11 protein-coding genes are annotated in these 13,019 nt (G+C 74.9%); 7 read left to right on the top strand and 4 right to left on the bottom strand.

What is annotated here, in order from left to right; all coding sequences use genetic code 11:
- Nucleotides 1–9: 9 nt before the first annotated feature.
- Nucleotides 10–1,491, bottom strand: a complete 1,482-nt coding sequence (locus ACFY61_RS12005) for a 3' terminal RNA ribose 2'-O-methyltransferase Hen1 (protein WP_389470284.1) — start codon at nucleotides 1,489–1,491, stop codon at nucleotides 10–12.
- Between the two features lie 179 nt (nucleotides 1,492–1,670).
- Here ACFY61_RS12005 and ACFY61_RS12000 point away from each other — a divergent pair, with 179 nt between their 5' ends.
- From ACFY61_RS12000 to ACFY61_RS11975, 6 genes are all read left to right on the top strand, one after another.
- Nucleotides 1,671–2,861, top strand: coding sequence for a glycosyltransferase (locus ACFY61_RS12000; RefSeq protein WP_389470282.1), 1,191 nt, complete (start codon nucleotides 1,671–1,673; stop codon nucleotides 2,859–2,861).
- A gap of 254 nt (nucleotides 2,862–3,115) precedes the next feature.
- A complete protein-coding gene (locus tag ACFY61_RS11995) occupies nucleotides 3,116–3,655 on the top strand; it encodes a DUF6643 family protein (RefSeq protein WP_389470279.1) in 540 nt (179 codons plus the stop codon).
- A 57-nt stretch (nucleotides 3,656–3,712) separates the two neighbouring features.
- Nucleotides 3,713–4,558, top strand: coding sequence for an MOSC domain-containing protein (locus tag ACFY61_RS11990; protein WP_389470278.1), 846 nt, complete (start codon nucleotides 3,713–3,715; stop codon nucleotides 4,556–4,558).
- A gap of 380 nt (nucleotides 4,559–4,938) precedes the next feature.
- Entirely contained in the window at nucleotides 4,939–5,550 is a 612-nt protein-coding gene (locus ACFY61_RS11985; RefSeq protein ID WP_389470276.1) for a hypothetical protein, read from the top strand.
- Between the two features lie 113 nt (nucleotides 5,551–5,663).
- Nucleotides 5,664–8,243 (top strand): right-handed parallel beta-helix repeat-containing protein, encoded by a 2,580-nt coding sequence (locus ACFY61_RS11980; RefSeq protein ID WP_389470274.1) that lies wholly within the window; start codon nucleotides 5,664–5,666, stop codon nucleotides 8,241–8,243.
- A 324-nt stretch (nucleotides 8,244–8,567) separates the two neighbouring features.
- Nucleotides 8,568–9,062 carry an SRPBCC family protein gene (locus tag ACFY61_RS11975; protein ID WP_389470272.1) on the top strand — a complete coding sequence of 165 codons (495 nt, stop codon included), beginning with the start codon at nucleotides 8,568–8,570 and terminating at the stop codon, nucleotides 9,060–9,062.
- Nucleotides 9,063–9,104: 42 nt separating this feature from the next.
- Here ACFY61_RS11975 and ACFY61_RS11970 read toward each other — a convergent pair whose 3' ends face one another.
- Entirely contained in the window at nucleotides 9,105–10,223 is a 1,119-nt protein-coding gene (locus tag ACFY61_RS11970) for a PLP-dependent cysteine synthase family protein (protein ID WP_389470270.1), read from the bottom strand.
- A gap of 240 nt (nucleotides 10,224–10,463) precedes the next feature.
- Here ACFY61_RS11970 and ACFY61_RS11965 point away from each other — a divergent pair, with 240 nt between their 5' ends.
- Entirely contained in the window at nucleotides 10,464–10,949 is a 486-nt protein-coding gene (locus ACFY61_RS11965; protein WP_389470269.1) for an ATP-binding protein, read from the top strand.
- A 40-nt stretch (nucleotides 10,950–10,989) separates the two neighbouring features.
- Here the strand turns inward: ACFY61_RS11965 and ACFY61_RS11960 are convergent, their stop codons facing one another.
- Complete coding sequence (locus ACFY61_RS11960; protein WP_389470266.1) at nucleotides 10,990–12,237, bottom strand: ROK family protein; 1,248 nt, start codon at nucleotides 12,235–12,237, stop codon at nucleotides 10,990–10,992.
- Nucleotides 12,238–12,288: 51 nt separating this feature from the next.
- Nucleotides 12,289–13,002, bottom strand: a complete 714-nt coding sequence (locus ACFY61_RS11955) for an alpha-ketoglutarate-dependent dioxygenase AlkB family protein (protein ID WP_389470264.1) — start codon at nucleotides 13,000–13,002, stop codon at nucleotides 12,289–12,291.
- Nucleotides 13,003–13,019 lie beyond the last annotated feature (17 nt).

Raw genomic sequence — 13,019 nt, 5'->3', positions numbered from 1 at the left:
TGATGGTGTTCATGCGGCCTTTCCCTCCTTCGGGGTGCCGGTGGCCGGGTGCGTGAAGACGGCCATCTGGGTGGGCGGGCCGACCTCGGGGTCGTCCTCGCCGACGGGCACGTACGCGACGGAGTACCCGTACCGCCCGGCGATCCCCGCCGACCAGGTCCGGAACTCCTCGCGGGTCCATTCGAAGCGGTGGTCGCGGTGCCGGACGTGTCCGGCCGGCAGGGACTCCCAGCGCACGTTGTACTCGACGTTCGGCGTGGTCACCACCACCGTCCGGGGGCGGGCCGAGCCGAACACGGCGTACTCCAGGGCCGGCAGCCGGGGCAGGTCCAGGTGCTCGATGACCTCGCTGAGCACGGCCGCGTCGTATCCGGCGAGCCGCTTGTCGGTGTAGGCGAGCGAGCCCTGGAGGAGCCGTACGCGCGAGCTCTGGCGCTCTCCCATGCGGTCGAGCCGCAGCCGCCGCGCGGCGACGGTCAGGGCCTTCACGGACACGTCCACGCCCACGATCTCGGTGAAGACGGGGTCCGCCAGCAGTGCCTGGACGAGCTGGCCCTGGCCGCATCCGAGGTCCAGCACCCGCTGCGCGCCGGCCTCGTGCAGGGCGGCGAGGACCGCCTCGCGTCGCTGCGCGGCCAGCGGAACCGGCTTCGCCGTACCGTCGGCGCCTTCCGGCCCGTCGTCGACGGCGTTGTCGATGTCCTCGACGTCGCTGCCGTCGGCCTCGGCGAGCCGGACCAGCTCCAGACGCTCCATGGCGTCGCGGGTCAGGCCCCAGCGGCGGGACAGGTAGCGGGCGGTGATCAGCCGGTGCTCGGGGTGTCCGGCCAGCCAGCCGTCGCCGGCCCGGAGCAGCTTGTCGACCTCGTCGGGCGCCACCCAGTAGTGCTTGGCGTCGTCGAGCACGGGCAGCAGGACGTAGAGCTGCCGCAGGGCGTCGGCCAGCCGCACCTCGCCCTCCAGTACCAGCCGTACGTAGCGGGAGTCGCCCCACTCCGGGAACTGCCCGTCGAGGGGTACCGGCTCGGCCGTCACCGAGGCCCAGCCGAGCGGACCGAACAGCCGGTGCACCAGTTCCGAGCCGCCGCGCGCGGGCAGCGCGGGGATCTCGACGCGCAACGGCAGCGGCTGCTCCGGCAGCTCGGGCCGGGCGGCGCACTGCCCCTTGAGAGCCGTGCGGAAGACGCTGCCGAGGGCGACGGCGAGCAGCGAGGACGCGGCGTACGGGCGGTCGTTGACGTACTGCGCGAGGGCCGCGTCGGGGGCTCCGCCGCGGCCCTTGCCCTGACCCCGCCGGACCAGCGCCACCGGGTCGACCTCGAGCAGCAGCGCGGCCGTGCACCGTTCGGCCGTGGCCTCGGGGTACAGGACGTGCGCGGTGCCGTGGGAGGTACTGAACGACTGGGCCCTGCCGGGATGCTTGTGCAGGAGGAAGCCCAGGTCGGTGGCGGGTTTCTCGGGAGTGCCGGTCGTGCCGACGGTCAGGAACATGCGTGTGAGTATGTTGCGGCCCGCAATGCGCCGGCCAGCGGATTTCGGGGCCGCACCGGGGTGACGGCAGGGTGGCGGCACGCACCGGCCGGGGCCCGTGCGGCGGCCCGTGTGGCGGGCCGTGTGGCGGCCCGTGTGGCGGGCCCGGGTGGGCCGGGGTGGTGCGGCAGACTGCCGGCATGGCCCTGCTCCTCGCCGCCGTCGCCTCGCTCCTCGTCTGGCTCTGGCTGCTGCTCGGCCAGGGCATGTTCTGGCGGACCGACGTCCGGCTGCCTCCCCGGACCCCGCCCCGCCACTGGCCGCCCGTGGCGGTGGTCGTGCCCGCCCGGGACGAGGCCGGCGTACTGCCCCTGAGCCTGCCGTCGCTGCTCGCGCAGGACTACCCCGGCGAGGCCCGGGTCGTACTCGTCGACGACGCGAGCAGCGACGGCACCGCCGCCGTGGCGCGCCGGCTGGCCTGCGAACAGGCCGGCCTGCCGCTCACCGTCACCTCGCCCGGCGAGCCGCCGCCCGGCTGGACGGGCAAGCTGTGGGCCCTGCGCCACGGCATCGAACGCGCCCGCGCCGACGGCGGCTCGGGCCCCGGCCCCGTCTACCTGCTGCTGACCGACGCGGACATCGCGCACGAGCCCGACAGCCTCCGGGAGCTGGTCGCCGCCGCCGAGTCCAACGGCCTCGACCTGGTGTCCCAGATGGCGCGGCTGAGGGTGGCGACGTTCTGGGAGCGGCTCGTCGTCCCCGCCTTCGTCTACTTCTTCGCCCAGCTGTACCCGTTCCGGTGGGTCAACCGCGCGGGCGGCCGGACCGCCGCCGCGGCCGGCGGGTGCGTGCTCCTGCGCACCTCGGCAGCCGTGCGGGCCGGCGTACCGGACTCCGTCCGGCAGGCGGTGATCGACGACGTCTCCCTCGCGCGGGCGGTGCGGCGGTCCGGCGGACGGATCTGGCTGGGGCTCGCGGATCGCGTGGACAGCGTGCGCCCCTATCCGCGCCTGGCCGACCTGTGGCGGATGGTCTCGCGGAGCGCGTACGCGCAGCTGCGCCACCAGCCGGCGCTGCTGGCCCTGACGGTGGCCGGGCTGGTCCTCGTCTACCTGGTGCCCCCACTCGCCCTGGTGGCGGGGCTCGCCGGGGACCGGCCGGCGGCGGCCTGGGCCGGCGGCCTGGCCTGGCTGGTGATGACCGGGAGTTACCTGCCCCTGCTCCGGTACTTCGGGCAGCCCGCCGCGCTGGCACCGCTGCTCCCGCTGACCGCGCTGCTCTACCTGCTGATGACCGTCGACTCGGCGGTGCAGCACTACCGCGGGCGCGGAGCCGCGTGGAAGGGGCGCACCTATCCGCGGCCGGAGGGCGCTCGCGTGACACAGGAGTGACGCGCGGGGCGGGACCGGGAGCGCCTTCCGGACGCCCCGGGTGTGTCCCCGCAGGCCATACACGTTCTTGACACTTCCTCAGCATTCCGGGCGGCCAGGAGTACGAGAAGTGGCAATCAGGGACGCAAGTGACGAATCGTGCACGTGAACGTGAAGTGAAAGGTGGGGTCCTGACCTGCGAATATGCAGGTCAGGCCGGGGTTGGTTACGCCCGGCTATGGACCCCGTGAAGTCGTGGGCTTAACTTGTCTCCCATGACCTCCCCCCGCTCCACTTATGGCGGCGGTTACTACTCCGCGCCCGCCTTCCCGGACACCCCCATCTACGACTCGCTCGTCGCCGAACGCGGCACTCCGCAGATCGCCCCGATCCGCGTGCCCGCCGCCTACGAACCGGCGCTGAGCAGTGGCTACCCGGGGGTTGCCGGCACCGCCGCCCCGAGTGGTCCCGGCAGCTACCTGCCCGCCCTGCCGTCCGCCCTCCCGGCCCTGCCCGCGGCCCCCGCGCCGTCCCCGCAGAACGCCCCGGGCTACGGCTACCCGTACCAGCACCAGGCCCCGCAGCCGGTTCCGCTTCAGCAGGCGCCGGCCCCGTACATCCCGCAACAGGCGGCCCCGGCCCGCGGGTACGCCCCGCAGCCGCAGCCGCCGCGGCCGATGGCGACCAACGGCTACGAGGCGATGCGTCCGGCCGCGCCGCGCCCGGTCCAGGTGGCGGCGCCCGCGCCCGCCCCCTCCTACCAGGACCAGTACGGCCGCCCGTACCAGGGCCAGGGTCCGGGCCGGGGGTACTGAGTCGAGGACTGTTCGACGCGTATCCCGGCCGGCCGGCGCGACTGGCAGGATGCACTCATGTCGAACGAGTCCCGCGAGTCGCAGATGCACGTCCAAGAGCTCCACGTCCACCCCGTCAAGTCGATGGCGGGCACCTCCCCCGAGGAGGTGGCCGTGGAGCCCTGGGGACTGTCCGGGGACCGTCGGTGGGCCGTGGTCGACTCCGACGGGAACGTCATCACCCAGCGTCAGCAGCCGCGGCTGGCGCTGGCGTCGGCCCGGCCGCTGGCGGGCGGCGGGATAGCGCTGGCGGCACCGGGCATGCCCGGCATCACCGTGGCGGAGCCGCGTCCGGGCGTGCTCGAACCGGTGCTGCTGTTCGGGAAGAAGTGGGAGACGGTCCTCGCCCAGGACCCCGGCGCGCACGCCTGGGTCAGCGACTACCTGGGTCTGCCGGCGCGGCTGGTGCACCTGGACGACCCCGCGGTCCGGCGGCCGGTGGACCCGCAGTACGCCCTGCCCGGTGAGACCGTCAGCCTGGCCGACGCGTACCCGCTGCTGGTCACCACCCAGGCCTCGCTCGACGCCCTCAACGCCCTGATCGCCGACGGGGAGGACGCGGCGGAGGGGCCCCTGCCGATGAACCGGTTCCGGCCGAACCTCGTCGTCGCGGGAGCGGAGGCCTGGGCCGAGGACCGATGGCTGCGGATCGCCGTCGGCGAGGCCGAGTTCCGCGGCGTGCGCGAGTGCGGGCGCTGTGTCGTCACCACCACCGACCAGGCCACCGCGGAACGCGGGCGCGAGCCGCTGCGCAGCCTGGCGCGGCACCACCGCATCGGGAAGTCCCTGGCGTTCGGCCGGCAGCTGGTGCCGGTCCGGCTCGGCACGATCCGGGTCGGCGACCCGGTCCGCGTCCTGGCGTAGCCCGTCCGCTCCGGCAGGCCCCCTCCACTCCGGCGGGCCCTGCTCCGCTCCGGCAGACACCTCTCCGCTTCTCCGCTTCTCCGTCTCTGCTCCCGTCGGCTCCTCCGCGTTCGGCGCCTCCTGCCCCCTTCCGGGCCGTCCACTCCCCCGCACGGGCGGAATGACCCCTTCGGGGTGTCCTCCGCGCCGTCGGGAACCACCCTGCCCCGCAACCGCGTTGACCGGTTCGAGACGGGCGGTGACTGCCGGTGACCTGCTCGCACCAGGTGGTGACGCGCGTCTCGCCGGTCCCGGAATGCGCGCCCGCCGGGCTTGGGGGAGGCTGGATGCCAAGCCTGTCCGGGCGCGCAGGCAGACGGAGGCGAAGGGGGTGCCGGACGATGCGGACGGCAATGGGGGTCTGGCGGTGGCGGCACAACCCGCTGCGCCGGCCGACCGATCTCATCGAGGCCTGGGTGGCGTGCGCGGCCCTGATCTGCGTGCTCGTCGTGGCCCCGGCCATCGGCTGGATATCCGGGCTGCGGGTGGATTCCACGCTCCAGCAGGCCGTCCACCAGCAGCGGCAGGAGCGCTACCTGGTGCCGGCCGTCGTGGTGCGACCGGCCGCGACCGCGCCTGCGGGCGCGGTCGCCGATCCGGCCGCGCAGCGGCAGGTGCCCCACCGCACCCCGATCGTGGCCACCTGGACCGCCCCCGACGGCAGCGTCCACCAGGGCACGGTGCCGGCCGCCGAGGAACCGCCGCGGGCCGGCGAGCGGTTCCGGGTCTGGACGGACACCGAGGGGCGGTTGGTGGGCCGTCCGCTGGACCCGTCCACGGCCGCCGTGCACGCGGGCGTGGCCGGGCTGGCGGCAGCCCTGGGCACCGCCTTGCTGGTGGAGACGGTCCGGCGGATCGTCGTACGCCGGCTCATGCATCGGCGGTACATACGGCTGGACCGGGCCTGGGCCGCCGTCGGGCCGGACTGGGGCCGTGCGGGCGCGGGCAGCTGACCTGGCAACTCCCCGGCCCCGCGCGCGCTACCGTGGACCGGGCGGACGGCGGCCCAGGGGTCGCCAGGGTCGCTTCGGCAACGCGAGCAAGAGGGCGGGGGCACGACAGCACCATGGCTCAGGGCACGGTCCAGGTGACGCACGGCGGGTCCTCGCGGTGGCGGCGCCGCTCCGGTGAGTACCCGACGCTGAGCGCGGCCCTGGCCGCGGCGGGAGACGGCGACGTCCTCTGCATCGCGGCCGGCACGTACCGGGAGAACCTGGTGCTGCGTCATGCGGTCACCCTGCGCGGCCCGGAGGGCGGTGTCCCCGGCTCGGTGCGGATCGCCCCGGCCGACGGTGTGGCGCTGACCGTGCACGCCTCCGCGGTGGTACAGGACCTTCATCTGGAGGGGCAGGACCGGGCCGCGCCCGCCCTGCTCGTCGAGGACGGTGCTCCCGAGCTGAGCGACCTGCGGGTGAGTACGCGTTCGGCGGCCGGCATCGAGGTCCGCGGCGCGGCGCGGCCGGTGGTCCGGCGGTGCACCGTCGACAACCCCGCCGGGGTGGGCATCGCCGTACTCGACGGCGGAGGCGGGGTGTTCGAGGAATGCGAGGTGGTGGCGGCGGGCCAGGCCGGCGTCTCCGTCCGCGGCGGCGGCCACCCCCGGCTCGAACGCTGCCGGATCCACCACAGCACGGGTGCGGGCATCGCCGTCACCGGCGAGGGTTCCGGGCTGGAGGCGCTGGGCTGCGAGGTGTACGAGGTGCGGGGTACCGGGGTGCAGGTCACCTCGCGTGCCGCGGCCCGGCTCACCGACTGTTCGGTGCACCGCACTTCGGGCGACGGCGTCACCCTGGACAGCGACGCGGTCCTGGCCCTCGCGGACTGCGACATCCACGACGTCCCCGAGAACGCGGTGGACCTGCGCTCCCGTTCGGTGCTCACGCTCAGCCGGACCAGCGTCCGCAGGTTCGGGCGCAACGGGCTGTCGGTCTGGGACCCCGGCACCCGGGTGGACGCCGAGGCCTGCGAGATCCACGACAGCACCGGCGACTACCCCGCGGTCTGGGTCAGCGACGGGGCCACCGCCTCCCTCGCCTCCTGCCGGGTCCGCGACGTGCCGGACGCGCTCTTCGTACTGGACCGGGGCTCCCGGGTGGACGTGCTCGACAGCGACCTCAGCCAGGTCGCCCGGACCGCCGTCTCGGTCAGCGACGGGGCCGTCGCGCGGCTCGAGGACTGCCGGATCCGCGAGGCGGCCACGGGGGCCTGGTTCCGCGACCACGGCAGCGGCGGTGCGCTGGTCGGATGTTCCGTGGACTCCGTGCAGACCGGGGTGATCGTGACCAAGGGCGCCGACCCGGAACTCGAGCGGTGCGTGGTCGGCTCGGCGGTCGAGGCCGGGTTCTACGTGTCGGCCGGCGGCCGGGGCAGCTTCACCGAGTGCCGGGTCACCGGCAGCGACGGGTTCGGGTTCCACATCATCGACGGCTGCGCCTCGACCCTGTCGCACTGCCGGACGGAGCGGTGCGCCCGCGGGGGCTACGAGTTCGCCGAGGAGGGACCGCTCGCCCGGGACTGCACGAGCGACGAGGCGCCGCGGCGCCCCGGCGTGCTCGGCGGAGCCGCCTCGACGGCACCGGCCGCGGGACCCGTCCCGGGACCGGGCGGACCGGGCGGGACGGGCGGGACGGGCGGACCGGGCGGGACGGGCGTGGCCGGCCCCGGCGTGCCGTCCGGGCCGGGTGCGGCTCCGCGGGGCCCGGCAGCGGCGGTGCCGGCGCTCGCCGGTGCCCGTACCGCCGCGGAGGCGGTCGTACCGGGGCAGGGACCGGGCGTGCGGACCGGGGCGGCCTCCGGCGGTGGCTCCGGGCAGGCGGCGGAGGCCGGTGGCCGCCGGTCCCAGGAGGTGCTCGGGCAACTCGACGCGCTGGTGGGGCTGGAGAGCGTCAAGCGGGAGGTCCGCGCGCTCACCGACATGATCGAGGTGGGCCGGCGCCGCCGTGAGGCGGGCCTGAAGGCCGCGTCGGTCCGCCGCCACCTCGTCTTCACCGGCTCCCCGGGCACCGGCAAGACCACCGTGGCCCGGCTGTACGGGGAGATCCTGGCGTCGCTCGGCGTGCTGGAGCGCGGCCACCTGGTGGAGGTGTCCCGGGTCGACCTGGTCGGCGAGCACATCGGCTCCACCGCGATCCGCACCCAGGAGGCCTTCGAACGGGCCCGTGGCGGCGTCCTGTTCATCGACGAGGCCTACGCGCTGGCGCCGGAGGACTCCGGGCGGGACTTCGGCCGCGAGGCCATCGACACCCTGGTGAAGCTGATGGAGGACCACCGGGACGCCGTGGTGGTGATCGTCGCCGGGTACACGGCGGAGATGGAGCGTTTCCTCACGGTCAACCCCGGTGTGGCGTCGCGCTTCTCCCGGACCATCACCTTCGGCGACTACGGTCCGGAGGACCTCCTGCGGATCGTCGAGCAGCAGGCCGAGGAGCACGAGTACCGCCTCGGCGGCGGCACGGCGGAGGCGTTGCTGAAGTACTTCGCGGAGCTGCCCAAGGGCCCGGCCTTCGGCAACGGCCGCACCGCCCGGCAGACCTTCGAGTCGATGGTGGAACGGCACGCCGGGCGGGTGGCACAGCTGACCGAGGCGGGCACCGACGAGCTCACCCTGCTGTTCCCGGAGGACCTCCCCGGCACCGGCCTGCCGTGATCACGCGCCGGGGAGGACCGACCCCCCGTCACCAGACGCCGATCCTGCCGCCCTCGGCCTCGGCCCGCACCGCGGCGGCGACGATGTTGGCGAACCGCCGGGCGATGTAGTCGGCGTCGTAACCGCCTCGTGCGGGAGCCGCGGATGGGATTCTGCTGACGGGGAAGCGACCGCGTCGAACGGATTGACGATCCGCCGGGGCGGCGGGCCGTACGCTACGGACATCTGACGCTGCGCCAGATGTCAGGGTGTCCCGGCTCCGGCCGCGGCTCCTGCCGCGGCTGTCACGCCGTGACCGCCACCACGACCCCGAGGAGCATCCGCATGGCCCGTGCCCTCCGCCCCGTCGGACTCGACTTCGCCGCCTCCGCCCCCGTCCGCCTGGTGTTCACGGCGGAGGCGGCAGCCCCTCCCGAGGCCGTCTACCGGGCCCTGGCGGAGGAGGTGGCCGGCTGGCCGTCCTGGTTCCGCGCGGTGACCCTGGCCCGGCCGACCCACGGCGGGGCGGGCCGCGAGATACGACTGGTGGGCGGGGTCCGCTTCCAGGAGACGATCATGGCGGCCGACCCGGAGCGGCGGTACGCCTACCGGGTGGACGAGACGAACGCGCCCGGCGTCCGGGCGCTGCTCGAGGACTGGCGGCTCACCGCGGCCGGCTCCGGCACCCGGGTGCGCTGGACCTTCGCCGCCGACGGCCCGGCCGGGTTCCGGTTCGCCCTGGTCGCGGCCCGGCCCGGCCTCGGCTGTTCGTTCCGCACCGCGGTCCGCTCGCTGGACCAGAGGCTCACCGCCGGGGCGTCGGGCTCCGGCCGCCCCTGACGTCACGGCGGCCGGCCGCGCGTCAGGGCTCCGGCAAGCGCGTCAGGCCCCCGGCTCGCGCCACACGCCCGTGCTCAGCAGGGTCTCGATGGTCTTGGCGTAGGGCGCGATGTCCAGGCCCTGCCCGGCCAGCCAGTCGTCCGAGTAGTACTTGTCCAGGTACCGGTCGCCCGGGTCGCACAGCAGCGCCACCACGCTGCCGGTGCGGCCCTCCGCCACCATCTCCGAGACTATCTTCAGCGCGCTCCACAGGCCCGTGCCGGTGGAACCGCCCGCCTTCCGGCCTATGACCCCCTCCAGTGCCCGGCACGCGGCGACGCTGGCCGCGTCCGGCACCTTCATCATCCGGTCGACCGCGCCCGGCACGAAGCTGGGCTCCATCCGCGGCCGCCCGATGCCCTCGATGCGGGACCCGCAGTCGGCGGTGACGTCCGGGTCGCCCTTGGTCCACCCGTCGAAGAACACGGAGTTCTCCGGGTCCGGCACGCAGATCCGGGTGTCGAACTGCATGTAGCGCACGTAGCGGGCGATGGTCGCCGAGGTGCCTCCCGTGCCGGCGGTCGCCACGATCCAGGCCGGCTCCGGGTACCGCTCAAGCCGCAGCTGCTGGTACATCGACTCGGCGATGTTGTTGTTCCCCCGCCAGTCCGTGGCCCGTTCGGCGTAGGTGAACTGGTCCATGTAGTGGCCGCCGGTGCGGCGGGCGAGGTCCGCGGACTCCTCGTACATCTTCATCGGGTCGTCCACGAAGTGGCACTCGCCGCCGTGGAACTCGATCAGCCGGCACTTCTCCGGGCTGGTCGTCCGCGGCATCACCGCGACGAACGGCACGCCGATCAGCTTGGCGAAGTAGGCCTCGGACACGGCGGTGGAGCCGGAGGAGGCCTCGATCACCGGACGGTCCGGACGCACCCAGCCGTTGCACAGCGCGTACAGGAACAGCGACCGCGCGAGCCGGTGCTTCAGCGAGCCGGTGGGGTGGGTGGACTCGTCCTTGAGGTACAGGTCGATGCCCCAGGCCTCGGGCAGCGGGAAGCGCAGCAGGTGCGTGTCGGCCGACCTGTTCGCGTCCGCCTGGACCTTGCGGACGGCCTCCTTCAGCCAGGCCCGGTACTCGGCGTCGCTCCGGTCGACGTCCACGGTGGTGCCGGTCGTACTCATGTGCGCTGCTCCTTGCGTGCGATACCCCCCGCCTTCGCAATGTACCTCTCCCACCTGCACAAACAGTCACTTTGGGGATCCATACGGATGGCTTGGGGGCGGCCGGCGTGTGCGCGTCCCGGGCCGCCGGCGGCCTGCGCGCCGTGCGCCATCGGTTGCACCGGCGGCCACTCCGGGCGACCCTGGTGACGCGTCACTGAGGGTGCAGCACCCGTAACACTCATGTCGGGAGTCGCAGCCGTGATAAGTCCTTCGCGCAGGCACTGCACCGTCCGGCTGCAGGCCGTGCCACCGCGGATCGGCCAGGTCCGCCGCATCGTCTCCGCACAGCTGCGCTACTGGCAGCTGGACCCGCTGATCGAACGCGCCGCGCTGGGCGTGACGGAGCTCCTGAGCAACGTCCACCGTCACGCGGAGCCCGACAAGGCCTGCACCGTCGAGATGGAGCTGCGCCTCGGCCGGCTCACCGTGGCGGTCCAGGACAACGACCCCAGGCTGCCCGTCCTCAAGGCGGCCGACCCGATGGAAACCTGCGGCCGCGGCCTCGCGCTGGTGGAGGCCGTCAGCGAGAACTGGGGCGCGCAGCACCTGGCCGGCATCGAGGGGAAGACGGTCTGGTTCTCCCTGTACGCCGCGGACCCGCCCGGACCGCCGACGCACCCGGTGGTGCTGCACGCGGCACCGGCGCTCCGGCAGCCGACCGTCGTGGCGGCCCGCCTCGCCTGAGGCGGGCGCCCGCCTCGGCGGCGGGCGGGGCGCTCGGCCTTCAGAGCTGCCCGGTCGCCGCGGTCCCCAGGGCCGCCAGCGGGTCGTCGAGCACCGGCTGCCAGGCCAGTTCGGCCGCGCCCACCAGGCTGTTGTGGTCCAGGGTGCACGGCAGGATCGGCACGCCCCCGCTGCGGCCCCACAGACTGCGGTCGGCCACCACCGCCCGCAGCCGCTCCGGGTCGGCGTGCAGCAGCTCCCGGTGCAGACCGCCCAGGATGATCCGGTCCGGGTTGAGGATGTTCACCAGCCCGGCCAGGCCCAGCCCGAGCCGGTCCACGATCTCCTCGGCGGCCGCACGCACCGCCGGGTCGTCGTACTCGGCGTGCAGCAGGTCACGGGCCTGCTGGAGCAGCGACACCTCCGGGCCGGGCGTACGGCCGGCCGCGGTGAGGAAGGCCAGCGGGTCGGCCTCCACGTCCAGGCAGCCGCGGCTGCCGCAGTGGCAGGGGCGGCCCTCCGGGTTCACGGTGAGGTGCCCCACCTCCAGGGCCAGGCCCGAGCTGCCGCTGTGCAGGCGCCCGTCGAGGACCAGGGCGCCGCCCACGCCGCGGTGGCCGGTGGCCACGCACAGCAGGTGCTGGGCGCTGCGGCCGGCGCCGTGCCGGTGCTCGGCGAGCGCCGCCAGGTTCACGTCGTTGCCGGTGAGGGCGGGGCCGTCGATGCCCGCGTCCTTCACGCACCGCGCGAACACCGCGCGCACCGGGGAGCCGGGCGGCCAGGACAGGTGCAGCGGGTTCAGCGCCGTGCCGTCCGGCTCGGCGACGGCGGACGGCACCGCCAGCCCGGCGCCGACGCAGCGACGGCCGCTGTCGGCGAGGAGTTCCGCGCCGGCCGCGACGACCGCGGCGAGCACGGTGGCCGGGTCCTCGGACACGGTGCGCCCGGGTGCGGTGGCGACGATCCGGCCGCCGAGCCCGACCAGGGCCGCGCGGAAACCGTCGGGGTGGATCTGCGCGGCCAGCGCCACGGGCCCGTTCTCGTCCACCGAGAGCCGGTGCGAGGGCCGGCCCTGGGCGCCGCCGCCGGCGCCGCCCGGCCGGGAGTCGACGCGGATCAGCCCGAGGGCCTCCAGTTCGGCGGCGACGGCTCCGGCGGTGGCGCGGGTGACCCCGAGCTCCGCGGTGAGCACGGCACGGGTGGGGGCGCGCCCGGTGTGCACCAGTTCCAGCGCGGGCCCGAGGGCGCCCCTGCCCCGCTCCAGCTTGGTGCGCGTCGACGCGGTGCCGCCGTTGCCGTTGCCGTTCATAGAGGCGATCCTCGCATGATCGGCGGACGGAGCCGCAGCCGCGTGCCGCGCTCACCCGGGCCCGGGCCACGGACCTCCCCCGGGGCCGAAGCCGCCGGCCCGGAGGGTGACGTTCAGCCGCCCGGACAGCCCGAGCGCGGCCGGGGCGGTCCCCGGGTACACCTTCGGCACCCCGTGGTAGGCGCGGCGGGCCGGCCCGCCGAACACGAACAGGTCGCCGCTGCGCAGCTCGACGTCCTGGTACGGGCGGCCCCGCGAGGCCGTGTTGCCGAACCGGAACACGCAGCTGTCACCGAGGCTGAGGGAGACCACGGGCGCCCCGGACCGCTCCTCGGCGTCACGGTGCATGCCCATGCGGGCGCCGGCGTCGTAGAAGTTGACCAGCGCGATGTCGTACGGACCGTCCCGCTCCGGGTCATAGGCGACGCCCGCGGAACCGACGGCCTCCACGACCTCGACGGCCTCGACGGCCAGCGCGGCCAGCCAGCCGGGCAGCGGCTTCACCGGGGCACCGTCGCCGTCCACGGCGGTGGGGGCGTAACCGTACGGGTACCAGTGCAGCCCGAGGCAGACCTGGCGGGCGGTCATCGTGCCGCCGCCCGGGGTCCGCACGGTCCGCAGCCCTGCGGGCGGCCGCGACCACTCCCGGCAGGCCTCGACGAGCCGCCGCTGCCGCTCGGGGCCGAGCCAGTCCGGCACGTGCACCGCACCGGGCACGACCTCGCTCCGCTCCCGCGGAGGAAGCTCGAACAATCCATCGGTCACCCCTCCATGGTGCGTGA

It is taken from the genome of Streptomyces sp. NPDC012888 (genome assembly GCF_042900645.1).
GTDB lineage: Bacteria > Actinomycetota > Actinomycetes > Streptomycetales > Streptomycetaceae > Streptomyces.
This window is presented reverse-complemented; position numbering and strand designations above follow the sequence as displayed.